21 protein-coding genes are annotated in these 23,948 nt (G+C 52.4%); 10 read left to right on the top strand and 11 right to left on the bottom strand.

Annotated elements, in window-relative coordinates; all coding sequences use genetic code 11:
• Positions 1–62: 62 nt before the first annotated feature.
• Complete coding sequence (locus tag LX87_RS17330) at positions 63–299, bottom strand: hypothetical protein (RefSeq protein WP_111629526.1); 237 nt, start codon at positions 297–299, stop codon at positions 63–65.
• Between the two features lie 234 nt (positions 300–533).
• Between LX87_RS17330 and LX87_RS17325 the strand changes: the two genes are divergently transcribed.
• Positions 534–2,057 carry a GH3 family acyl-acid amido synthetase gene (locus LX87_RS17325; protein ID WP_111629525.1) on the top strand — a complete coding sequence of 508 codons (1,524 nt, stop codon included), beginning with the start codon at positions 534–536 and terminating at the stop codon, positions 2,055–2,057.
• Between the two features lie 51 nt (positions 2,058–2,108).
• On the opposite strand, the gene LX87_RS17320 is transcribed toward LX87_RS17325, so the two are convergent.
• Positions 2,109–2,744 carry a hypothetical protein gene (locus LX87_RS17320; RefSeq protein WP_111629524.1) on the bottom strand — a complete coding sequence of 212 codons (636 nt, stop codon included), beginning with the start codon at positions 2,742–2,744 and terminating at the stop codon, positions 2,109–2,111.
• Positions 2,745–2,940: 196 nt separating this feature from the next.
• Between LX87_RS17320 and LX87_RS17315 the strand changes: the two genes are divergently transcribed.
• Complete coding sequence (locus tag LX87_RS17315) at positions 2,941–3,399, top strand: membrane lipoprotein lipid attachment site-containing protein (RefSeq protein WP_111629523.1); 459 nt, start codon at positions 2,941–2,943, stop codon at positions 3,397–3,399.
• A gap of 74 nt (positions 3,400–3,473) precedes the next feature.
• Here LX87_RS17315 and LX87_RS17310 read toward each other — a convergent pair whose 3' ends face one another.
• From LX87_RS17310 to LX87_RS17300, 3 genes are all read right to left on the bottom strand, one after another.
• On the bottom strand, positions 3,474–4,055 hold the full coding sequence (locus tag LX87_RS17310; RefSeq protein WP_111629522.1) for a HEAT repeat domain-containing protein: 582 nt from the start codon (positions 4,053–4,055) through the stop codon (positions 3,474–3,476).
• A gap of 18 nt (positions 4,056–4,073) precedes the next feature.
• On the bottom strand, positions 4,074–5,633 hold the full coding sequence (locus tag LX87_RS17305; protein ID WP_111629521.1) for a zinc metalloprotease: 1,560 nt from the start codon (positions 5,631–5,633) through the stop codon (positions 4,074–4,076).
• 141 nt (positions 5,634–5,774) lie between these two features.
• Entirely contained in the window at positions 5,775–6,422 is a 648-nt protein-coding gene (locus tag LX87_RS17300) for a class I SAM-dependent methyltransferase (protein ID WP_111629520.1), read from the bottom strand.
• Positions 6,423–6,632: 210 nt separating this feature from the next.
• Here LX87_RS17300 and LX87_RS17295 point away from each other — a divergent pair, with 210 nt between their 5' ends.
• Entirely contained in the window at positions 6,633–7,910 is a 1,278-nt protein-coding gene (locus LX87_RS17295) for an Hsp70 family protein (RefSeq protein ID WP_111629519.1), read from the top strand.
• A gap of 229 nt (positions 7,911–8,139) precedes the next feature.
• On the top strand, positions 8,140–8,601 hold the full coding sequence (locus LX87_RS17290; protein WP_111629518.1) for an Hsp20/alpha crystallin family protein: 462 nt from the start codon (positions 8,140–8,142) through the stop codon (positions 8,599–8,601).
• Between the two features lie 160 nt (positions 8,602–8,761).
• On the opposite strand, the gene LX87_RS17285 is transcribed toward LX87_RS17290, so the two are convergent.
• Positions 8,762–9,994 (bottom strand): DEAD/DEAH box helicase, encoded by a 1,233-nt coding sequence (locus LX87_RS17285; RefSeq protein ID WP_111629517.1) that lies wholly within the window; start codon positions 9,992–9,994, stop codon positions 8,762–8,764.
• A gap of 289 nt (positions 9,995–10,283) precedes the next feature.
• Positions 10,284–10,670: a hypothetical protein gene (locus LX87_RS17280; RefSeq protein WP_229310703.1), complete on the bottom strand. Its 387-nt coding sequence runs from the start codon at positions 10,668–10,670 to the stop codon at positions 10,284–10,286.
• A gap of 462 nt (positions 10,671–11,132) precedes the next feature.
• Between LX87_RS17280 and LX87_RS17275 the strand changes: the two genes are divergently transcribed.
• From LX87_RS17275 to LX87_RS17265, 3 genes are all read left to right on the top strand, one after another.
• Complete coding sequence (locus LX87_RS17275; protein WP_111629516.1) at positions 11,133–13,268, top strand: M3 family metallopeptidase; 2,136 nt, start codon at positions 11,133–11,135, stop codon at positions 13,266–13,268.
• Between the two features lie 62 nt (positions 13,269–13,330).
• Entirely contained in the window at positions 13,331–14,293 is a 963-nt protein-coding gene (locus LX87_RS17270; RefSeq protein WP_111629515.1) for a hypothetical protein, read from the top strand.
• A gap of 74 nt (positions 14,294–14,367) precedes the next feature.
• Complete coding sequence (locus LX87_RS17265; RefSeq protein WP_111629514.1) at positions 14,368–15,168, top strand: alpha/beta fold hydrolase; 801 nt, start codon at positions 14,368–14,370, stop codon at positions 15,166–15,168.
• Between the two features lie 74 nt (positions 15,169–15,242).
• Here the strand turns inward: LX87_RS17265 and LX87_RS17260 are convergent, their stop codons facing one another.
• The 4 genes from LX87_RS17260 to LX87_RS17245 form a co-directional block, all read right to left on the bottom strand.
• The gene (locus LX87_RS17260; protein WP_111629513.1) at positions 15,243–15,725 is read right to left on the bottom strand and encodes an ankyrin repeat domain-containing protein; all 483 of its coding nucleotides are present in this window, start codon (positions 15,723–15,725) and stop codon (positions 15,243–15,245) included.
• 19 nt (positions 15,726–15,744) lie between these two features.
• Positions 15,745–17,376, bottom strand: coding sequence for a catalase (locus LX87_RS17255; protein ID WP_111629876.1), 1,632 nt, complete (start codon positions 17,374–17,376; stop codon positions 15,745–15,747).
• Positions 17,377–17,717: 341 nt separating this feature from the next.
• Positions 17,718–18,548: a CvfB family protein gene (locus LX87_RS17250; RefSeq protein WP_111629512.1), complete on the bottom strand. Its 831-nt coding sequence runs from the start codon at positions 18,546–18,548 to the stop codon at positions 17,718–17,720.
• A gap of 23 nt (positions 18,549–18,571) precedes the next feature.
• Complete coding sequence (locus tag LX87_RS17245) at positions 18,572–20,347, bottom strand: DUF885 domain-containing protein (protein WP_111629511.1); 1,776 nt, start codon at positions 20,345–20,347, stop codon at positions 18,572–18,574.
• Between the two features lie 189 nt (positions 20,348–20,536).
• On the opposite strand from LX87_RS17245, the gene LX87_RS17240 reads away from it, so the two are divergent.
• The 3 genes from LX87_RS17240 to LX87_RS17230 all read left to right on the top strand — a co-directional run bounded on the left by LX87_RS17240 (position 20,537) and on the right by LX87_RS17230 (position 23,849).
• The gene (locus tag LX87_RS17240; RefSeq protein ID WP_111629875.1) at positions 20,537–20,785 is read left to right on the top strand and encodes a DUF6582 domain-containing protein; all 249 of its coding nucleotides are present in this window, start codon (positions 20,537–20,539) and stop codon (positions 20,783–20,785) included.
• A gap of 154 nt (positions 20,786–20,939) precedes the next feature.
• Positions 20,940–22,136 (top strand): hypothetical protein, encoded by a 1,197-nt coding sequence (locus LX87_RS17235; RefSeq protein ID WP_111629510.1) that lies wholly within the window; start codon positions 20,940–20,942, stop codon positions 22,134–22,136.
• Between the two features lie 72 nt (positions 22,137–22,208).
• Positions 22,209–23,849 carry a DUF8832 domain-containing protein gene (locus LX87_RS17230; protein ID WP_310587917.1) on the top strand — a complete coding sequence of 547 codons (1,641 nt, stop codon included), beginning with the start codon at positions 22,209–22,211 and terminating at the stop codon, positions 23,847–23,849.
• The last annotated feature ends 99 nt before the right edge of the window (positions 23,850–23,948 follow it).

Raw genomic sequence — 23,948 nt, 5'->3', positions numbered from 1 at the left:
CTATACTAAAAAGCCCAACGCAGTCTCGTCAGGTAACTGTGTTGGGCTTTTTAGTATCAAAATTACTCCTTGCGTGTCGAGTCTTTCGCCAACTCTCTATAATCCTGCCGGGCAGAATCGAGTTCAGCCTGTTCTTCTCTCACATCACTGGTGTCGCCTTCTTTCTGTTCGTCAACGACATCTTTGTATTCTTCTCGGACTTCTTCAGACTTTTGTTCCGTCTTAGATTGGCAGGCCATCTGCGTGGTCGCTGCCAGAAGGGCCAGTGAAAGCCCACATATCCATTGTTTCGTTTTCATACCGTTGCTAAAAATTGCTTACGGCAAAATAACTTCCCGGTCTTCCGGTTTGTTTGAAAACGATTAACAATTTGCCCGAATGAAAACGATCATTCATGGCCGAAATTCCTTTCCTTCCCGGGCTCTGGGCGGTTCCGAGCTAAAAAGACGCCTGACCCGGAGCTTGCTAACCTGAACCGAACAATGTGCCTGAAAAGCAGTTGTATCGGATGAAAATCCTATCCGAAATCACCGATGGCTGTTATTGGCGAATTAATTAGAAAAGCAATTGACGTGTATGGCTTTATTGCGTCGGAACCCGATCCGGGCAAGGCGCAACGAACCGAACTGAGAAACCTTCTGGAAAAAGCCCGACTAACGGCTTTTGGCAAAAAACACAATTTCACGGACATTCTGGCCAGCGACGATATTGTGAAAGCCTTCCAGCAGGCGGTTCCCGTTCACGACTACGATAAACTTTACAACGATTGGTGGCATTTCCTGCTGGAAGGCCATCAGAACGTCACCTGGCCCGGCGGCCAGCGCTATTTTGCCCTTAGTAGCGGCACTACCAGCAACAGCAAGGCCATTCCGGTAACGGACGACATGCTGGACTCGATCCGGAAGTCGGGGATTCAGCAGGTGATGAGCCTCAAAAACTTCGATATGCTACCCGCCGATTTTTTCGAAAAGCAGATTATGATGCTGGGCAGCAGCGTGAGCCTGATCGAGAAAGACGACCATCAGGAAGGCGAAATCAGCGGCATCAGCGCGGCCAATCTGCCGGCCTGGTTCCGGACGTTTTACAAACCGGGCGTTGAGATTGCGGGCATTAAAGACTGGGACGAGAAAGTACGCAGAATTGCGCAGGAAGCCCCCAAATGGGATATTGGCAGCCTGAGCGGGATTCCGTCATGGGTGGAAATGATGCTGAAAGAAATCGTTTCGTACAACCGGGTGAATACCATTCACGACATCTGGCCAAACCTGCACGTCTACACCACGGGCGGGGTGGCGTTTGAACCCTACCGGAAAAGTCTCGAAAAACTGTTTGCCCACCCGCTGATTTACATTGACACCTACCTGACGTCGGAAGGCTACCTGGCAACGCAGAAACGGCCCGACACCTCGTCGATGGCCCTGATTCTGGACAACGGTATTTTCTTTGAGTTTGTCCCGTTTACCGACGACAACATGGACGAGCAGGGCCGCGTCAGAGAGGATGCAAACGTGCTTTCTCTCGAAGAAGCCGAAGAGAACGTGGATTACGTGCTGCTGATTTCGACGGTTTCGGGCACCTGGCGGTACATGATTGGCGATACGGTGATGATTACCGACAAACAACGCTCCGAAATCAGGATTACGGGCCGCACGAAGCATTTTCTGAACGTGGTGGGCGAACAGTTGTCGGTGTTTCAGATGAACCAGGCCATGGAGCAGATGCAGAAGCAGTACGACATCGAGATTAAGGAGTTTGTGGTGTCGGCAGTTCAAAAAGACGGTGCGTATATCAACAAATGGTATATCGGCTCCAACCGGGTTATCGACGGACCGGAGTTCATGAACTCGCTTGATCAGGCGCTGTGCGAAGTCAACAAGAATTACAAAGTAGCCCGGAGCAAATCCCTCAAAACCGTGGAAGCCGAGGTGATTCCGGTGGAGAAATTCTACCGCTGGAGCGAGGAATTCAAAAAGCTGGGCGGCCAGACCAAGATTCCGCGGGTGATGAAAGAAGCCGATTTTCTGGATTTTGAGCGGTACATCAGGAGCCTTGCCTAAAACCGTTCCAGGTAGCCGCTTCCTTGAGGAAGCGGCTACCTATTTTTATCTTTAAAGTGCCTTTTTCTGCCTTTCGAGCTTTTCTTCTTCCAGCTTTTTCACCTGCTCCACAATCTCTTCGGGCGACACATACAGCCGGGCAATCTTGTCTTTGTAAACCTGCGGCAGTTCGGCGTGGTCGAGAATAAACCGTTTGGTTTCAACCAGGTATTTCCCCAGCCCGTGCGTCACGGCGTACCAGTCGGCAATACGCTCGACTTTTTTGATGTATTCGGCGGAAAAAACGTAGCCGACCCCAAACTTCACCATGCCGAAATTGCTCCGGCATTCGTAGTCCATAATGTGCCCCAGTTCATGCCCGATCCAGCCAATCATGATGGCGTCGGGGATGTGGTGAATGGGAATGGCGGTATGCGTGAGCTTAAACATCGCGCTGATGTTAATCCGGTACTGACGGTCTTGCCGGGGCTTCAGCAACGTCCGGAAAACCGGCTGGGCCTGCATAACGGACGACCGTATTTTTTGCTTGAAGCAAAAGCGGATACAGGTATTTTTCAATTCCGGATAGAACGACAAAGCCGTCAGGACATTTTTCTCGATCACCGACGGAATGATCTTTCTCGTCTTAAAATCAGCCAGTTCCGGCGTAATTCCACTCTTTTGCGCGTTGATGTCAGATGCCAGCATAACCCTCATAATGAACCCAGGTCTTTTCTTAACGCGTCAGAAGCCAATTGGTTTTTGAGCGGCTCTGGATACGTTTTGCCAGTCACCCCTTCTGGCTGACAATCCAAACGGCAAAACTGACGCTTCACCGCACTTGCCATTGATCTTCGGGGCGGTTGTCTAGTATGTTTGCAACGAACAATAAACAACTACTCTAATGAAAAAAGTCTTAATTTTCCTGTTTGCACTGGTTACGCTTGCCGCCTGTAAGAAAGACACCGAGAAGGCGGAAGAAGTCACACCGAAAGACCCGGCCGCAGCCATCGCGGGTGCCTACAACGTAACGTCCTTTTCGTACGAGGTTAACGGCGAAAGCGTGGTAACTTACAACAAATTACCGGTTACAGAAGACGGCGTTACGGTTTCAGCAATTGCCAACATTGAAAAAACATCAGAAGGTAAAGTTTCGCTGGTTCTTCTGCTGAAAGCTACCGGCGAGCAGGATCAGGAACTGGATCTGGGCGAATACGTAGCGAAGGCCGACGGTTCTGACTACGGTATTTATAGCGAAAACGGCTCGCAGCTAGCCGAAATCAAATCCGGCAAACTAGACTTCCAGGCCTCTGGCACCTCCGACGGCGAAACCGTTGAAATCCGGTTCACCGGCAAAAAATAAGGATTTCTGTTCTTTCCATACCAAAAAGCCGGTCAGCACACGACCGGCTTTTTTGGTATCTACTGGAAATTAATTCAGTGCAACCGCCCGTTCAGATTTCTGTCAGGCTGGGGCACCGCCTGCCGACCGTTGGGCTTCTGACGCCGATCCCACGCCTGCCGAATGCGCGCGTTTTTCCGCAGCGACAAAAACCGGTCGGCCTGTTGTTTCGCTTCGGGTTCGCCGGTCTGATACAGATAGCCCACAATCGACAGGGCCAGTTCGGGCGACCCCGCGTTCAGTTGCTTCTCCATAAGCACCCTCCCCACGCGCGTAGATAGAGCGCCAATGGCTTTCAGGGCTTCGTACCGAACCGCACTTTCTTCATGCTCCGTTTCGGCCAGCCGCACCAGTTCGTCCATGACTTCGACGGTTTTCTGTCGGCCTAGCGCAGCAATGGCGCGTTTTCTCACTACCGTATTCACCGAGAAACGCTCCCCGGCCATGACCTTCAACACCTGAAATTCGTTTTCACTAAACGTGAGGTCCAGCGGTTCACTGAAGGCACAGGTGCCCGCCATCAGCTTCTGATTCAGGCCCATGCGCAATTTAATAGCTTCGAATTGATCGAGATTCACCAGCCGCGAAGGCCGGGTAGGAGGTTTTGTCGTTTCCATTGTGTTGCAGGCGGTTGATTAAATAAATACCATAAAACCGTGTCCCATCATCGTCCGATACTGATCGTAATTGAGGGCAGGCCCCCGCACTCCGGTATTAGACCGCATCAGATTATCCGTGTCTTCCAGGTGCGACAGGCCCAGATAATGCCCGACTTCGTGCCCGATCAGCTTGCTCAGCACATCGGTATTGAGCCGCCGGACGCCCAGGGCATCGGTGTAACCGGTTTTCTCCACCGCCACCCCGTCCGTATTGCCGGTTTTGGACGTGGGTCCCGGAATGTCGCCCGCGTAGCCGTTGTAGCCACTCCAGTTAAAATCCTGACAGACATAGATATCCACAAAATCGTTGGAAACCGACCAGTCACTCAGCAGATTCCGGAATTCTGTTTCGCTGTCGATGGTGGTGTAGCCCCCGGCCAGCGAATTATTGATGATGTAGCGCTGCACTCCGCGTAAGGTAATGTCGCGCTGCTCAAAAATCTGCCGCATGATGTCCACCGAGTTGTAAAGATCAATGTGCTCCTGCGAACCAAAATCACCGACTTTTATGATATTCACGCCATAGGCCAGCATCACCCGACAGGTAATCTGCCCCTTGATGATTCGCCCGTCGCTGGCTTCCATCTGGATTTCCAGCGCCAAATCTTCTTTCGCGTGGTATTTGTTATAAATACCGCTGCCGCTGGGCGAGCTAAACCAGTACGACGCCTGCCAGACGGAATAAGCCGGCACCACCGGATTACTGGACAAATCGAAACTGCCCGATTCAACCCGCGAACCGCTGCCAACGCCACCATCCCAGAAGCTCCAGTTGACCCGCCGTTTCATGGTGACGGCCGACGCATCCCCGTTGGCAATGGTCACCTGACATTCGGTCAGAAACGTGTTGCTGCCCGGTTGAAAGGCGCCCCGTGCGCTCCAGGTTCCGGTTACGGTGGCTCCCGCCGGAGCTACCTGAAGCGATAGCGGATTGGAAGGCAGGACGTAAAACGATTTGATGAAGGACGCCTGGCTGCCGTCCCGACGGTATAAATCGACTGTAAACCGTACCAGCCCCACCGGCAGCGTCTGCGTTTCGTCGAACGCCACCGTTACCTGCTTTTTGCGCCGGTCCGCGTCGGTCAGTTCCTGCTGAATCAGAAACGGTTCTCCCGCCCAGTGAACGTCGATGTTTACCAGTTCGGCAGGTTGGTCGAAATCATTCTGGAAGCTAATCTGGAGGGCAAAAGGCCGGTTACTGAGCACATACGTTTTCTCCGCTGTTACATCCGTAACGATAAACCGGGGCATGGTTCGGAACGTAAAGTGGCGCTCCAGCACCTCCGCCGTCGCTTTGGTTACGGCTCGGGGTTGGCGCAGGGCTTTTCGCAGTTTTTCCGGACCGGCGTGTTGCTGGGCCAGCTTCTGTAATTTAGTGCTTTCCCCCTTCGAAAGCCCGAACGTCCGGGTGATCTCTTCGACAGAAGCTCTCGAAAAATCGGGAACCTGATACGCTGGCGTATCGCTCAGTGAGAACGCATTGCCGGGAGCCGTTCGCAGAAAGGCCGTCCGGACGGTTGTTGCAGTTGTTGCCATAAGTGTAGATTAATGTACGAGCATAAATGCTACACCAAGGTAGGAAGTCGTCCGATGGAATGGGTAGAGGGCAAGTACGGCTTTACAGACGTATAAATACCTGATTGACTGACGGGTAACCAAGCTGTTAAGCCCAAAAATTTATAGTTTTTCAGCTTCGATAATAAGCGTCTCCATACGAAAGAACTGCCCATTCACATTCTGATCTGGCTCGTTTTTTTCAATGACCTCCATCAAGCCATAGCCATTTTTAGTCAGCAATTCGACCACATCCTCTTTTTCATATAATGTAAAATCATACGCTGTAAACGGTAACTTCTCCATTACCGATTTAGGACGAATCGCCAGCAGCAGCCTTCCTCCCGGTTTTAAAACCCGCCGGATTTCAGTTAGTTCCTGCCGAGGATCGCTCCAGAAATAAAGCGTATTGATGGTAAAAACCGTGTCGAACGTTGCATCCGGAAACGGCAGCGCATTCGACGGCGCCAGAAGGAATGTTACCTGCCCGTCTTCGACAAGTGACGCGTTAAGTTTGCCCGCTTCCTGCACCATAGTTTCCGAAAAATCGCAGCCCGTGTAAGTAACAGACGGATAATGGGCAACGATGTCTTTCACAAAAAAGCCGTTACCCATGCCAATTTCCAGTAGCCTGGCGTTGTTTTTCAGATTCAGTTTCTGGATTGTGTAGAAATTGATCGCCCGGTTGCTCTCGTTCATTTTAGCACCCATCTGTTTCCCGAAATCACCATCGGGTTTCCTCAACTGTGCAGCTACGGCTTTAAGGTCCATTCTCGTTTCTGAATTTCGGTTGTTGTTTAAAGAATCAGGCATCAAAATCGGCAATAAACACAAAATCCGAAAGCTTTTCGTCCATATCCATTTTTTAATCGTAGATTTGCCGCCCTTTTATCCATTAATAGCTGCATTATACCGTTTTGGTCCGGGCCCGGTTTCGGATGCTGGACGGTTTTTGCCGGTTAAAATCTCCTGTAAACAACAATGAGCAGCCTATCCTGCGGAATCGATTTCGGCACCTCTAACTCCAGCATTGCCCTCGCCCAGAACCAGACCATCAGCCTGGTGCCGGTTGAAGACGCACACGTCACTATCCCAAGCGCCATTTTCTTCCAGCAGGTCGATAACAAAGCGTTTTACGGACGAACGGCCATCAACCTGTTTTTCAGCCGTCAGCCGGGCCGGTTTATGCGAAGCCTGAAGCGGGTGCTGGGCACACCACTGATGAAACAGGGCACGGTTGTCAACGGTACGGCCATGAATTTTTCCAACATCATTGCTTCATTTCTGCGAAGCCTGAAGCAAAAAGCCGATGCGGGGGCGGGTCAGGAAGTCGAAAATGTGGTGATGGGGCGCCCCGTTCATTTTGTGGATAACTCGCCGGAGTCCGATGCCCGGGCGCAGGATGAATTACGGGAAATAGCCCGGCGGATCGGCTTTAAAAACGTTGATTTTCAGTACGAGCCCATTGCTGCAGCTTTTGCGCACGAAGCCCGGCTTACCGGCGAGAAACTGGCAATTGTGGTTGATCTGGGCGGTGGAACGTCCGACTTTACGGTCATCCGGCTTTCGGGTCAATCCGTTCGCAAAACCGACCGCACGTCCGATATTCTGGCCAACACGGGTGTCCGGGTGGGTGGAAATGACTTTGACAAAGATTTGAGCCTGGCGGCCATCATGCCCGAACTGGGCTACCGGAGTACGTACGGTGACAAAAATCTGGAAGTGCCCCTGAAACCGTTTCACGATCTGGCGGAGTGGAGCAAAGTTAACTTCCTGTATACGCCCAAACTGATTACGCAAACCCGGCAATTGCTCCACCAGTCGCACGACAAACGACGGTATCGGCGGCTGCTGAGCGTACTTGAAAACGAAACCGGACACGCTCTGCTGGCAGCTACCGAAGGGGCCAAAATTGCGCTGACGGATCAGGAAATGTACGAAACACCGTTCGAATTTGTAGAAGAAGGCTTTGTTGTTCCCATCAAACGCCGGTTGTTTGAAGACGCCATTCGTCTGGAAGTCGAGAAAATTGTAACCTCGGCCACGCAGTGTCTGCGGGATGCGGGCGTCGGCAATGAGGCCATTGAACTGGTTATTCTGACCGGCGGCTCCACCGAAGTCCCGCTTGTGCAGTCGGAGTTTCGGCGGCTTTTCCCGAATGCTGCCGTGGCCGACGAAAACAAGCTTTCCAGCGTCGGGCTGGGTCTGGCTTACGATAGTCAGAATAAATTTGGCTCCCACGTAGCGATAAAAGCCTGAGAAAGACACTTTACGGCCAACTTAACTTTCTATAACCAGAAGCATTATCTAATCGGCTAACGCTGACAAAACTATCCATAAAAGCCCCTCTCTGCTGACATATTTACAGCTCAAAATGACACATTGTCACAATTATAAAATGTGCCTGCCAGATATTTAAAATTGGCATTCGAGTTGTTTAAATGAGGAGTGAAAACGTTTCATGTTTCACTTTAAACCTTAAAGAACAATGTCACTGGTTAAATTCAATGGAAACGGGAATCGCCCCTCTCTGCTGGATGAATTCATGGGCAGAGACATGGACGAATTGTTTAACTTCAACTGGCCGGGCGTAACCCGGTCACGGGTAGGTGCTACCGTACCGGCGGTGAATATTAAAGAAGATGCCGACCGGTATTCCATCGAGTTAGCAGCACCGGGAATGCGGAAAGAAGACTTCAACCTGACGCTCGACAACGGCAAACTAACGGTGTCTTCGCAACAGCATTACCAGAACGAAGAAAAAGACCAGAACGGTCAGTATACCAAACGGGAATTCAGTTACCACGCCTTCTCCCGTTCATTTTGGTTGCCGGAAACCTGTGATCAGCAGCAGATAGAAGCGCGCTATACCGACGGTATTCTGCACATCGTGCTTCCCAAAAAAGAAGAAGCCAAGCAAAAAGCTCCGACCCAGATTCAGATTTCATAAGGAAGTTCAGAAGAGTTTCACCAACCGGGTAGTTCCCCGGTTGGTGAAAGCTATCGATGGTCCTTTCAGTATGCGTTCAACAACGGTTTGGATTGAAATAATCCGCGCTTTTTTATTTCGCGTCCACCCTTCTGCGCTTACGCCGAATCCGGCTAATCTCTTACTTCTTCCGCTTCTTCCGCCCCAGTTCAAACTCCTCCGCTTCTTTCAGCAGCGCCTTCAGGTCAAACTGGGCTGCGTCGCTGGTAGCGACGGTTTCTTCGTAGGTGTCGTTATCGATATTAACTACTCTGATGGGCTTCGTCAGGTATTTTTCAATTTCGGATAGAATTGGCTTTTCCTCCGGACTGCAAAACGAAAACGCCTGACCTTTCTGCGTACCGCGCCCCGTCCGCCCAACGCGGTGAACGTAGTTTTCAGGTTGCTCCGGCAGGTCGTAGTTGACCACGTAATCTACATTCGCAATATCAATACCTCTCGCACTTACATCTGTAGCAATCAACACTTTAACCGAACCGTCCCGAAACTGATTCAGGACCTGCAAGCGGTCTTTCTGCTCCTTGTCGCCGTGAATCGTCTGGCTCGAAATGTTCACGCGCTCCAGGGCTTTCATCACCCGCTCAGCCCGCACCTTGGTCCGGACAAACACCAGAATTTTGCTGTCGGGATGCTCGCGGATAAGCCGTTCCAGGAAAAACCGTTTGTCGTCCATGCCGACGAAAGCCACGGAATGGTCGATGTTTCTGGCCACCGGATCGTTGGGCGAAATCTGAATCCGGATGGCGTTGTGTACCAGCGAGTACGCCAGCTTCTTGATTTTTTCGTTAATCGTCGCCGAAAAAAACAGTGTTTGCCGCTTCCGGGGTAAAAATTTCATCAGGTCCTGAATGTCCTTGATAAAACCCAGATCGAGCATGTGATCGGCTTCGTCCAGAATCAGAATTTCAACCCGTTGCAGCCGGATATAACCCTGGCTGACCAGATCGAACATCCGGCCCGGCGTGGCAATCAAAATATCAATACCGTTTTCCAGTCGGGCAATCTGCGGCCCCTGCTCCACTCCACCGAACACCGAAAATACTTTCAGGTTTGTATAACGGGCAATTTTTTCAAACACGCTCGTAATCTGAATGGCCAGTTCCCGCGTTGGCACCATCACCAGGCACTTGATCCCTTCGATGCTCCGGGCCATTTTACGTTCAGAAAGAATACTCACCACCGGAATGGCAAAAGCCGCGGTTTTTCCCGTGCCGGTTTGCGCAATCGCCAGCACATCCTCCCCTTTCAGAATCGGCGGTATCGACTTGTACTGAATATCGGTCGGCTTTTTAAAACCTAAACCTTCCAGGTTCCGCTTGATTTGGGGGGCAATACGATAATCTTCAAATTTCATGATGGTGCACGTTCAAGTCGGGGCCGTTGCCGGTTTTGCCCGACGTACCGCGAAGTAAAGAGAATATTTTCGAAAACCGTTCCAACCTTTTTTACTTACCGGGCGTCATACCTAAAAACAACAGATACATAATGAATAAGTTTCCGGCCTAACCGGAACTTCAGGTAAGATATCTAACCTCATTCTCACGGTCTTACTAATTATCCACACCGACAAGAGCCATTTCGGCAAAAAACAAAAAACCACCTCCGCGTAACAGAGGTGGTTTTTCAGTTTAAAAACTTTTCAATTATTCCGCGGGAGCGTTCATGACAACCATCCGGGTTGGCGTGGTGACCGGTTTGGTGACCAGATTCACCTGCTTCCGGATAGCGCCCTCGGCCGACTTGAATTCCAGTTCATACGCACCGTCTTCCAGATTTTGCACATCCAGTCTGGCCGCGTATTTCAGTTCTTTTTTCGAGATCGTTTCCCGAAAAATGATTTGTTTTTTGCTGTTCCGCAGCAGCAACACCACCGACGCAGGAGCCGACTTTTCAACGGCTACCCGAATATGATTTTGCGAAGTTACATACGCACTCGCACCGAAGGACAGCGCCTTGGGAGCCGTGGTTTCACCATTGGTAGGGACGCTCAACAGAGCGGTACAGATCAGGTTACTCAGCAGATTTAACATGGCGTTTCGTAGTTAGTATTTGTTGTTGTTTGTTATTAATTATGTTCAAAAGTGTTGTTTACAAATTCGTTTAGTAAGAATTCAAATGCCGTGCCAGTTAGATAACATGCTTATAAACAGAATTTTAACAACCAAGCCAGCTATATCAACTGTACGCTTACGGACATTTACTGTTCACTGGCGGACAAAATTCTACGGCTTGCGTACCCGGACGCTGTACTCCGTGAAAGTGGTAGACTTTTTTTCTGGGCAACTAGTTTACGGAGTACAGCGCCCAACTCAATCCGCTTTGTACATTACAAAGATAACCAGCCATTCAGCTGGTATTCAATTAACTGTATACTGAAGTCGCCAAAATCCGGGATGAAGTAGCCCATCCCGCGTCTAAACCCGACAAGGCTTTGTTTGCCTTTCGCCATTCGATTCTGTAGTTTTGAATTACCCCAACCAACGCGTTCGTTTATGAAAGTGACGCATATTTTTCTGGCAACAACTATGTTTCTGACGGCTTTCGCAGCAGCAAACGGGCAACCGACGGCGAACAATCCTTTTTTCAGCGCCTACACTACCCCGTTTGGCGTACCGGACTTTGAAAAAATTAAACCCGAACACTACGAACCGGCTTTTGACGAAGGCATTAAACAACAGGCGGCTGAAATTGCGAAGATTACCGGCCAGACGCAGGCCCCGACTTTTGCCAACACCATTGAAGCCCTGGAAGCCAGTGGCGATCTGCTCAGCCGGGTCAGTACGGTATTTTTCAACCTTAACAACGCCAACACCAGCGAGGCTCTTCAGAAAATTGCGCAGTCTGTTGCTCCCAAACTGGCAAAAAATGGCGACGATATTTCGCTAAACCCGGCGCTGTTCAAACGGGTCAAAGCCGTATACGACCAGCGTAACAAACTGAAGCTAACCGGCGAACAGCAACGCCTGCTCGAGAAAACGTATAAGAGTTTCGTACGGGGTGGTGCCGCGCTGACGCCCGAAAAGCAGGATCGTCTGCGGAAAATTAACGAAGAGCTGTCGGTACTGACCCTGAAATTTGGACAAAACCTGCTGGCCGAAAACAACGCCTATACCCTGGTAATCGACAAACCGGAAGATCTTAGCGGTTTGCCAGCCGCCCTGGTGAGCGCAGCCGCCGACGAAGCGAAAAAGCGCAATCTGGCCGACGGGCCGACGGGTCGGAAGTGGGTATTTACGCTGCAAAACCCGAGCATCATGCCGTTTCTGGAGTATGCCGACAACCGGGCACTCCGTGAGCAGATTTTCAAAGCCTACCTCGAACGCGGCAACCACAACGACGAGCGCGATAACAAGGAAATCATGGCCCGGATGGTGAAGCTACGGGCCGAAAAAGCGCAGTTGCTGGGCTACGAAAACCATGCCGCGTACATCCTGGAAGAAAGCATGGCGCAGACCCCGGCCAAAGTAAGTGAGTTGCTCAACCAGCTCTGGGCGGCCACGGTGCCGGTTACCAAACAGGAAGCCGCCGAGTTGCAGGCCCTGATGGACAAAGACGGTAAAAACGAAACGTTAGAAAGCTGGGACTGGCGGTATTATGCCGAAAAGCTCCGCAAGGAAAAATACGCCCTGAACGCCGAAGAACTCAAACCCTATTTTTCGCTCGACAACGTGCGGAACGGTATTTTCATGCTCACCAACCGGCTGTACGGTCTGCGCTTCGAACTCCGGAAAGATTTGCCGGTGTATCACGAGGAAGTGCTGGCTTATGAGGTCAAGGAAGCGGATGGACGACATGTGGGCATTTTTTACATGGATTTCCACCCACGGGCGAGCAAACGCGGGGGTGCCTGGATGACCAGCTTCCGGCGGCAGGAAGTACAGAACGGCAAGAAAATAACGCCGGTGGTGTCGATTGTCTGCAACTTCTCGCGCCCGGCCGGTGATGCCCCCGCCCTGCTCAGTCTGGACGAAACCCGTACGTTCTTCCACGAATTTGGTCACGCCCTGCACGGTCTGCTCTCTAATGTTACCTACGGTAGCCTGTCGGGAACGTCGGTACCGCGCGACTTTGTGGAACTGCCCTCGCAGATCATGGAAAACTGGTCGGAGGAAGCGCAGATGCTGAAACTGTACGCCAAACACTACAAAACCGGCGAAGTAATTCCGGATGCGCTGATCGATAAAATCAACAAAAGCAGCCTGTTCAACCAGGGGTTTGCCACGACCGAATACCTGGCCGCTTCGCTGCTTGATATGGATTACCACACGCTCAAACCCGACCAGACGCCCACCGACGTGCTGGCGTTTGAAAAACAGTCGATGGACAAAATTGGCCTGATTCCGCAGATTCCTCCGCGGTACCGGAGCACGTACTTCCAGCACATTTTTGCGGGTGGTTACTCGGCGGGCTACTACAGTTACATCTGGTCGGCGGTGCTGGATGCCGACGCCTTTGAGGTGTTCAAGCAGAAAGGGCTGTTCGACCCGAAATCGGCGCAGTCGTTCCGGAAAAACGTACTCGAACGCGGGGGCACCGACGAACCGATGACGCTCTACAAAAACTTCCGGGGTGCCGAACCGGACATCAAACCGCTGCTCCGGCGTCGGGGGTTGATCAAGGCTTTATAGCGTATAGCATTCCCAAACTCATAACTCATAGAAAACACGGACGTTAGTCCCTTGGTACGACGATGATAAAATACCTGTCTGGCCTGCTGCTGGCTTCTTCCCTGATTGCGGCCACCCTCGTTGACATTCCGCAAGCGCAGATTTCCAACGACTCGGTGAAAGCAACGCTTTATTTACCCGATACAGAAAACGGTTACTACCGGGGTACGCGCTTCGATTGGGCCGGGGTTATTGCGAATCTGGAGTACAAAGGCCATACGTATTTTGGCAAATGGTTTCAGCAATACGACCCGTATCTGCACGACGCCATCATTGGTCCGGTTGAAGCCTTTGACCCCATCGGTTACGATCAGGCCAAACCGGGTGAGTTGTTTGTCAAGATCGGTGTGGGCAGCCTTCAGAAAATTGATAACGGCCCCTATAAGTTTGTGGCTCCATATAAACACGTGGATAGCGGCAAGTGGTCGGTGCAGAAAAAAGGCGATCAGGTGCGGTTTACGCACGTTCTGAAGGATGCCGCCGGGTATTCGTATGAGTACGAAAAAACCGTTAAGCTCACCAAAGGCAAGCCCGAACTGGTGCTGGAACACCGGCTGAAAAACACCGGAAAGCAAAAGATCGAAACCGCCGTGTACAACCACAACTTTCTGGTGATCGACGAACAGCCGTCGGGTCCGGATTTCCGGGTACAGTTTCCGTTTGCCATCAAACCGACCGATGATTTGAAGGATATTCTGGCCAGCAACACCCGGGAATTGCGCTTTCTGCGTCCGCTGCAAAACCGGGAAAGCATCTACACGCTGATTGAGGGCTACGGACCCAACGCCAGCGATTACGACATTAAGGTGGAAAACACCAAAACCGGCGCGGGCGTCCGGATTCGCGCCGACCGGCCCCTGTCGAAACTGGCTTTCTGGTCAAACCCGAAAAACCTGTCGCCCGAACCGTTTATTGCGGTGAACGTGGAGCCGGGCAAGGAGTTCACCTGGAAAATCATGTACGAATTTTATACGCTCGACAAGTAAGGGTTCAGCGGAATTTTGACGGGTCGGTATTTCAGCTCAACTCTGCTTTTAAAATCTAACCAAAACCGTTTCTGATGAAAGAAATCCAGCGCGACGGAACAACAATTCGCTACCGGTTGGAAGGTAAAGGTAACACTACACTGCTGTTTGTGCACGGGGCGTTTATCAACCAGACGTATTGGGACAATCAGGTGGCTTTTTTCAGCCCAGACTTTCAAGTGGTTACGCTGGACTTACCGGGTCACGGAGAGTCGGGTCGCGACCGGGCGCATTGGTCGGTGGAGGGTTTTGGACAGGATGTGGTGACGCTCATCCGGGAATTGGAGTTGCAAAACGTCATTCTGATTGGGCATTCGATGGGGGCCTGTGCCACGCTGGAAGCGGCTGTGGCTTACCCCGAACCCATCATCGGCTTTATCGTTGTCGATATGTTCAAGAATGCCGGTACACCCCTGCCCGACGAGTATCAGGAGCAGGCCGAAGCCCTCGTAGAGAATCTGAAAACGGATTTTGAAAATACCAGTGAACAGTACGCTTATCTGGCCCTTCTCACCCCGCAAACGCCCGAACCCGTTGCCAGAAGGGTGGCCACCGATTACCGCACTGCTTACCCACCGATGGGCCGCCCCATCATCGCGCAGGTTTTCAACTATTACCAGCGGGAGCGTGAACTGCTTCAACAACTGAAATTCAAATTTTACGTCATCAATGCGGATTATCTACCGTTTAATGAAGAACCGCTACAACGGTATCTGACGGTCGATCACGAAATTTTCCACGTTCCGAGTACCTGTCATTATCCGATGATTGAGGACCCCGACCGGTTTAATCAGACGCTGACGGAAGTAATTGATAAGGTGCTTGCCCGTAAATAAACAGGGGCATCACCTTACCGGTAATGCCCCTGTACCTAGTATGTAAATTCTGGTTCCCGCCAGTCGGGTCATCTTTATTGGTGATAAGCTTCCAGAATTTCGGCGGCTTCCACATTTCCCTGCTGAATCGCCAGATCCATAGCCGTCAGGCCACGGTTTTCCCGCAGTGTGGGATTAGCCCCGTGGTCCATCACCAGTTTTACCAGCTTGTTCCGGCCAAACATGGTGGCAAACATCAGGGCCGTACCGCCATTCCCGTGTTGCAGATTCAGGTCCGCTCCGTGGGCAATGAGCAGTTCAGCAATCGGCGCATAGCCTTTGAAACAAACACCCATCAGGGCCGTGTTTCCGCCCGCGTCACCGGCATTCACATCGGCACCGGCTTCGAGCAAAACCCGGGTTGCTTCCAACTGCTCATTATAAGCAGCCAGGATGAGCGGAGTGTAGCCCCTCGCATCCCGGCTGTTGATGTCCACACCCGCAGCAATCAATTCGTTCAGCAGGGCAACGTCGCCGGTCCTGGCGGCATCGAAAAGGGCATTCACCTGACTATCCATCTTATTTCGTTTGAGAACATCAATACGGTTTTGCGTCGGTTGATTCCTGTTCGGCCTGCTGAACAGCCTGCCCTTCTCTCTCGGTTTTGGATACGTCCATCCTCTTTTCCTTCGACTCAGCCGCCATCTTCAACCCTTCTGCCACCCGGCGGCCATAGTCCTCATCACATTGCGTGAACATTTCAACCATCTTGTCCTGAATGTGTTTTTCGGAGGCTGAAAGTGCGCCCACCAGGTTGGAAATAAGTTCATCCCGTTCCCAATCCTCGAAATTGCGGTAGGTTTCACCGGCCTGTTTGAAATCGTTCTGCCGGCTGATTTTCTCCCGAACCAGTTTGGCCTGATAAGACGGCGTATAATCCTTGCCGGGGCGGGTTGCCTCCTTCAGACCGCCCAGGCTGGAGGGCTCATAATTCACATGCGGGTTTGTGCCGGGCGCAATGTCCTGATAATAGGCCATTTGCCCGTCCCGCTGGTTGGTAGCCACGTGTTTGCGGGGTGAGTTGATCGGTAATTGCAGGTAATTGGTTCCCACCCGATACCGTTGTGTATCCGAATACGAGAAGGTGCGCCCCTGCAACATTTTATCGTCCGAGAAATCCAATCCATCCACCAGCACACCCGTACCAAAAGCCGACTGCTCGACTTCGGCAAAGTAATTAACCGGGTTACGGTTCAGGGTCATTTTACCAATCGGATACCACGGAAACTGATCGTTAGGCCAGAGTTTGGTATCATCCAGCGGATCAAAATCCAGTTCCGGGTGATCGTCGTCGCTCATGATCTGCACGTTGAGTTCCCATTCCGGAAATTCACCCTGCTCGATGGCTTCGTACAAATCCTGCGTCGCATGATTGAAGTTTTTGGCCTGAATTTCTTCCGCCTGCTTCTGCGTCAGGTTTTTAATGCCCTGCAACGGTTCCCAGTGGTACTTCACCAGAACGGCTTCCCCTTCGCTGTTAACCCATTTGTAGGTATTGACGCCGGAGCCCTGCATATGCCGGTAGCTCGCCGGAATCCCCCAGGGCGAGAACAGGAAGGTTATCATGTGCATGGCCTCGGGCGTGTGGCTGATAAAGTCAAACTGCCGGTTGGGGTCCTGCCGGTTCGTGACCGGATCGGGTTTAAAGGCGTGGATAAAATCCGGAAATTTCAGGGCATCCCGGATAAAAAAGATTTTGAGGTTGTTGCCCACCAAATCCCAGTTGCCATCCTCGGTATACATTTTGACGGCAAAGCCGCGGGGATCGCGTAAGGTTTCGGGCGAGTGTCCACCATGAATAACCGTTGAAAAACGCACAAACAACGGTGTAACCTTTCCTTTTTCAAACACCTTGGCCCGTGTGTACTTTGAAATGGGATCGTCGCCAACGGTTCCATAGGCTTCAAAAATGCCGTGAGCACCTGCCCCCCGGGCATGTACCACCCGTTCGGGCACCCGTTCCCGGTCAAAATGGGACATCTTTTCCAGCAACTGATAATTTTCAAGCGTCGCTGGGCCGCGGTTCCCCACTGTCCGGGTATTCTGGTTGTCGTAAATAGGGTGGCCCTGCCGGGTAGTCAGGATGGTTGTGCCTCCACCTGCCGATTCCTGCTCAGGCAGCTTGTTGTTTCCAGAGGTGTTGTGGTTGTTGTCCTTTGGCTCGATCATGGCGTTCGTTTTTAGTAGATTATTGTAAGCAACAATCGAATTAAGCAACAATTTCGGTCGTAGTTGGTTTAAAATTTTTCTATCTTTTTTACCAACCGCGGCCGGTCTTCTCCGGCAGTTGTGGCAAGCGTTTCTATCCGCTACCCGCAGCGGGAAAGGGCTTGTTCAAACCGGCACTCTCTGGTAAGCGTCCTTCAAAACCGCCGTTCGATAAAAATCAAGATAATTAGCTCCCTGAGCGATTCATCCTGACAAAAAGCAGCACGTTGGCCGACATACCGGCACGCCCGCGACGGTTCCACGGCATAAGTTGGACGTGGGACCATCGCGGATCCGGGAGATTAAACCCGGTAGATACCGTCGTCCTTAATTACAATTTTCCGTTCTTTAAAAAGCGTCCCCACGGCTTTCTTGAAGGTTTTCTTACTCATTTCCAGCACCCGGTAAATCTCGTCCGGATCGCTTTTGTCGTGAAGTGGCAAAAAGCCGCGCCCGTCGTCCAGCGCATCCAGAATCCGCTGGGCACCCGATTCGACGTTTTCGAAGCCCGGTTTCTGCAAGCTTACATCCACCCGGTTATCCTCCCGAACCTGCTTGATGTAGCCCGTCAACTGGTCACCGGGATAAACACGCTGGAAAATTTCGTTGGCATACACCAGCCCCCGATACCGGTTGTTGATGATCACATTGATACCCAGGTCGGTGGATTCATACGCCAGCAGCGACACCTCCTCGCCTTCTTCCAGATTCGGTTTGCCCGTGTCCAGAAAGCGGTTCAGGCGGTTGGAAGCCACCAGCCGGTCGGTTTCGTGATCGAGGTACAGATACACCACATACCAGCGCCCGACTTCCATCGGACGAGTTTGCTCCCGGTAGGGCACCAGCAAATCTTTTTCCAGCCCCCAATCCAGAAACGCCCCCACACGTGTGACCGAAACCACCTGCAACCGGGCAAATTCGTTACGCTTGATCCTGGGTGTCAGGGTGGTCGCAATGGGCCGGTCTTCGGAATCGGTATAAACAAATACATCGATCAAATCATCCACCCGGAGCGTTCGGGGCACGTATTTGTTCGGCAGTAAAACATCATTATCATCCTCATCGCCCAGAAAAAAACCGACGCTGGTTTCGCGCAGGGCTTTAAGGGTATTTATTTTTCCAATCTGTATCATTCGAAACGTGTGTTCAGCCCTTGTTAATTTCCCTGCCGCGCGGCCCAGGCATCCATTTTCCGCTCCAGCACATCCAGCGGCATACAACCGTCTTTCAGAAATTCGTCGTGGAAAGCCGCCAGACTAAACTTGTCGCCCAGTTGCTGCTCGTATTTGGCGCGCAGTTCGCGGATTTTCAGCGCGCCGATTTTGTACGACAGTGCCTGACCGGGTATGGCCATATACCGCTCAATTTCGGCCACCGCGCCGTCTTCCGCAATCGGCTCGTTGGCCATCATGTACTGAATGGCCTGCTCGCGGGTCATCTGTTTGGTATGAATCGCCACATCAACCACCAGCCGGATGGCCCGGTGAATTTCGTCGTTCAGCGCCCCCATGTACTGGTACGGATCGGTGTACAGGCCCAGTTCCCGGCCCAGCGACTCGCAATATAACGCCCATCCTTCGCCGTAAGCCCCGTACCACGCAAACCGCCGGAACTTGGGAAGGTCGGTATTTTCCTGTTGCAGCGAAATCTGGTAGTGGTGCCCCGGAATGGCTTCGTGCAGAAACAGCGATTCCATGCCAGAGGTCACGTTAAACTTGGTCGCATCCGGAATCGGCACGTAAAAAATACCGGGTCGGCTGCCGTCCGCCGAGGCCGGGTTGTATTCGGCGCTGGCCGATGCCTCCCGAAACTTCTCCGTTTGCCGGATTTCGAATTTCGACTTCGGCGTTTGGGTAAACATCTTTTTCAGGTTCGGCTCAATCTTGGCCAGAATGGCGTTGAAAGCCGCCAGCACCTCCTTCGGCTGTTTGTACGGATACAGTTTCGGGTCGGTTTTCAGGTGCGTAAAAAACTGGTCCAGCGTACCGGTAAAGCCCACCTGCGTTTTTACCTTCTCCATTTCGCCCCGAATCCGGGCCACTTCTTTCAGGCCGGTCTGGTAAATTTCTTCCGGCGTTTTATCGGTGGTGGTCCAGGTCCGCACTTCATACTGGTACAGTTCCGCCCCCTGCGGCCAGGCATCGACACCCGAGCTCGTGCGCGCTTTGGGCAGGTATTCGTTTTTCAGGAAATCGCCCAGTTTTTTGTACGTTGGCACAATTTCCTCCAGAATAGCGGTTTTGTAAGCCGCCGTCAGCCGGGTTTTATCAGCTTCACCAAAATCTTTGGGCAGGCGGTTAATTGGGCCGTAGAACAGGCTTTTGGTCGGGTCGGTCACCACCAGATCGGTCATCTGGGGAATCATTTTCTCCACCAGACTTTTGGGCCACACCACCCCGGCGGCCAGACCCTTGCGGAAATTGGCCACCGCCGTATCGCCCCATACCCGGAAGGCCGAAACCCGTTTCAGCCAGTCGTCGTAGTCCTTCACGGTTGCGAACGGCTGTGCCCCCGCTCCGCTGCCCAACTGGCCAAACGTCAAGGTCAGCCCTTCAAACTGCGAAAACGGCACGTATTCGAGGTGGAATGTAAATTGCTCTAGTTGCAGTTCGAGTTCACGTTTGAGAATATCGTACGAAATCTGATCCTGCTCCGATAGTTTCTCCCGGTCAAAAGCCGTCAGCTTTTTAAGATAAGATCCATAGAACGCCCGGGTCTGATCGAGAAATTCCTGCGAAATGCTGTTTGGAAGCTGATCGTTATACCGGTCATCGCCCTGAAAGGTCGCTTCCAGCGGAAACAGTTTCAGGCGTTCTTCGTAATAATCATCCACGGTTTTCGCGAAATCCGCGTTGGTGGCAGTGTGGTTCTGTCCGTTGTTACAAGCCATCAGGGAAGCCATCGTCAAAACGGCAATTATTATTTTTTTCATAACGTGATCTCACGCCGGAAAGGTTTTGGCCTGAAAGTTAGAAAGAAACCGCTGAAAAGCCTGACAACGGTTTTATTCCGAAACACCGGTATCTGTAGCGCCCTGTGCAAGCGCCGTCGGTATTCACTCAACGTGTTTTACAACTTTCTGTCATCGGAAAGGTTATGGATAGACCAACAAATCAACGATATGAGCAAGATTGATCGACGGGAGGATGTCAGCCCCAACGAAGGGCAGCATCAATACGGTGACGTAAAGTTTGCCGATCCGACCAACAAAAAATACCCGATTGATACGCCGGAACACATCCGGGCGGCCTGGTCGTACATCAACCACAAAGACAACGCGGCCAAATACGACCCGGATGAAGTAGAAACCATTAAAGACCGGATTCGCCAGGCCGCCAAAAAGCACGATATCGAAATCAAGGCGGACTAACCATCCACAAAAATCACCTTAACTACAAAAAGACCCGTCCGGGTCTTTTTGTAGTTAAGGACCGGATAAAATAAAAACATAGCCGTAGGGGTAAACAGTCATTTGGGAGTCTTTGCTTATATTCACCTGTATTCCTAAATGCGGCTACTTTCTTATGCAATCCACGCTTGCTCCTCCCCTTCAACTGGCTAAAATCCCCACCTACATCTACGCGGTGGTGTTTTCCTCACTGTGCATCGTCTGGGGGCTGCTCTGGGACATTATGTGGCACATGAGCATCGGCCGCGACGGTTTGTTTGCGCCCCCGCATTTGCTGATGTACATCGGTGCAGTGGTAGCCGGTTTGTTTTCCGGCTTCAAGATTTTACAGCTTACGTTTGCCCGAATGAATCCGGAACGGGCCGCATCGGTCCGGTTTTGGGGCGTTTTCTACGGATCGCTCGGGGCCATGTACTGCGTCTGGGGTGCCCTGACCATGCTGACCTCCGCCCCGTTCGACGACTGGTGGCACAACACCTACGGTCTGGATGTGCAGATTCTGACACCCCCGCATACGGTTTTGCTCATTGGTATGATGACGGTGCAGTTCGGGGCCATGATTGGGGTACTGGCGCTGCAAAACCGGTTTTCGCAAAACCTATCAATGAATGAATCCGAAACCGACCCACCGGCTCAACGGCTTAAGGTGATGTTTACCATTTCCGCCGGGTTGCTGCTGAGCATTCTTTACACAATGCTGGCCGAGAAAATGGGGAGCTGGGCATCGCACCATTCCTCGTCGTACATCACCATGAGCATTGCATTTCCGTTTTACCTGCTGGCGGTAGGCCGGGCTTCGTCGCTGCGCTATCCGATCACCATCACGGCTGCGGCTTATATGCTGACCATGCTCATTCCGAGCTGGATTTTACCGCTTTTTCCGGCTACGCCCCGGCTGGGTCCGGTGCTGAACCCCATTACGCACTACCAGCCTTTTGTGTTTCCGCTGCTGCTGATCGCCCCCGGCTTTGTGCTCGACAAACTGCTGCACCGGTTTGGCAACGGCCGGCTCAACGACTGGCTGCTGGCCGCCCTGACCGGCACGGCTTTCGTGCTCGTTATCACCCCGGTTCAGTGGTATTTTGGCGGTTTCCTGCATACGTCGCCCAACGCCCAGAACTGGTTTTTCCTGTCATCTTCCATGTCGTACGACACCGATCCGACCTGGCCCTACCATTACAAATTCCACCCCCACTGGCTCGAACCGCTGCCCGATTTTCTGAAAGGCATCGGCATCGCTCTTGTCTGCGCCATCCTGTCGGCCCGCATTGGGCTGCTCTGGGGAAACTGGATGAAACGGGTTCAACGGTAGGAGTTAAAGAGTTAAAAGAGAAGAATTAAGAGTTAAAAATTAAAAATAATGAGCTTTCGGTTCAGGGTATTTTTGTATTCACTCCTTCTATCATTCGCGCATTCGCTCATTGCCTTCGGCCACGTGGGCAGTCCGGGGGTACTGGTGCAGAAACAGGCGGGAAAGTATCAAATTCTGGTGAGTGTGGTGCCGCCGGATGTCGTGCCGGGAACGGCCAATGTAACGGTCTTTGTCGAGAGCGGCCGCGTCAGGACCATTCAGGCCCGACCCGTGTATTTCTTCGCGGGCGACGAAGGCGCACCGGTTCACGACGAACTGAAACCGCTGGGCGACAACCGCTTCGAAGGCGTGGTCTGGATGATGGAATCCGGCTCCTCCAGCGTCGAACTGCTCCTCGACGGCCCCGACGGAAAAGCCACCATCGTGGCCCCGGTCATCTCGGTTCCAACAAAAATGGAGCCCATGCCCGCCGGAACCGGCCTGATTCTGGCGGCTCTCGGCGTGCTGCTAGTGATTCTGCTGATTACGACCGTGGGCGCCAGTCTGGCCGATGGAACGCTGAAACCGGGGCAGGCCGTACCCGCTTCGTTTCGCCAGAAACGCCTGATTGGTATGAGCATTGCCGCCCTGTTGCTGACGGTCGGGCTCACGGGCTGGCGTACCTGGTGGACCAGTTGGGCCGACGAATACCGCACCGAACAGTTGTATGCGCCCCTGCCCATTACGTCGAACGTAGAATCCGTTAACAACCAGCACCGCCTGACCATCCGGATTGATACGTCACATTTTGCAGAAAGCGGCAGCAAACGCCGGAAGCTGAATTTTCTGGTACCGGATCACGGCAAACTGATGCACGTTTTTCTGGCCCGAACGCCCCATCTCGACGCCTTTGCGCACCTTCACCCCGACCGGCGTACCCTCACCGACTTCCAATCGAACGTACCGGATCTTCCGGCGGGTCAGTATCTGGTGTATGCCGATATTGTGTACCGAAATGGGTTTACCGAAACCCTCACCGATACCGTTCTCATCCCCCAAAGGGCCGCTCCTGCGGTTAGCAGATTACCAGAGTCGGACCCGGACGATAGCTGGCTGGTGACCCAGCCTATGGGGGTAAAAGAAAATGCCGTAGGGCTTCCGCACCTCGACGACGACATGGTGTTATGCGGTATTCCGGGGGCCAGTTCCAGTCTGGGCGATGGCTCCACCATGCTCTGGACCGACAAGCCCGCGCCGGTTCTGGAAGTCGGAAAACCGTACCGGCTGAAGTTTGCCGTGGCCGACGCGCAGGGCAAACCGGCTGCGCTGGAACCGTACCTCGGCATGGAAGGACACGCGGCTATTGTTCGTTCCGACGGTACGGTTTACATTCATTTGCACCCGGTGGGCACGTATTCGATGGCCGCCGAAACGTTTCTGGTGGACCGCATTGCCGACACCACCCGCCGTTTCCAGTATCCCGACCCCACGGTTTTCCGCGACAGCATCGACCGATACGTTGCCGACCTGAAACAACGGCCCGAGTCGGAGAAAAACCAGCGGCTGATGGCCGGAATGCCCGCTATGTCGCACACGATGAAGGTGAACAATATGGTGGAGTTTCCGTATGCATTTCCGCGCGCCGGTCATTACCGCATCTGGGTGCAGGTGAAACGCAATGGCCGGGTGCTGACGGGTGTTTTTGATACGCAGGTAAAGGAAAGTTTGTTGTAACTGCGGAGAGAAGCCGCCGGATTCAAATACTTTTTGCCGCCCCTTTCTATCCACTTCGCCCGCATTTCTGCCTTTCCTCTTATCTTTACGAAAAGTCAA

The sequence above is a fragment of the Larkinella arboricola genome, assembly GCF_003259745.1.
Classification (GTDB): domain Bacteria; phylum Bacteroidota; class Bacteroidia; order Cytophagales; family Spirosomataceae; genus Larkinella; species Larkinella arboricola.
The sequence above is the reverse complement of the archived record's forward strand: the minus strand, read 5'-3'. Positions and strand labels throughout refer to the sequence as shown.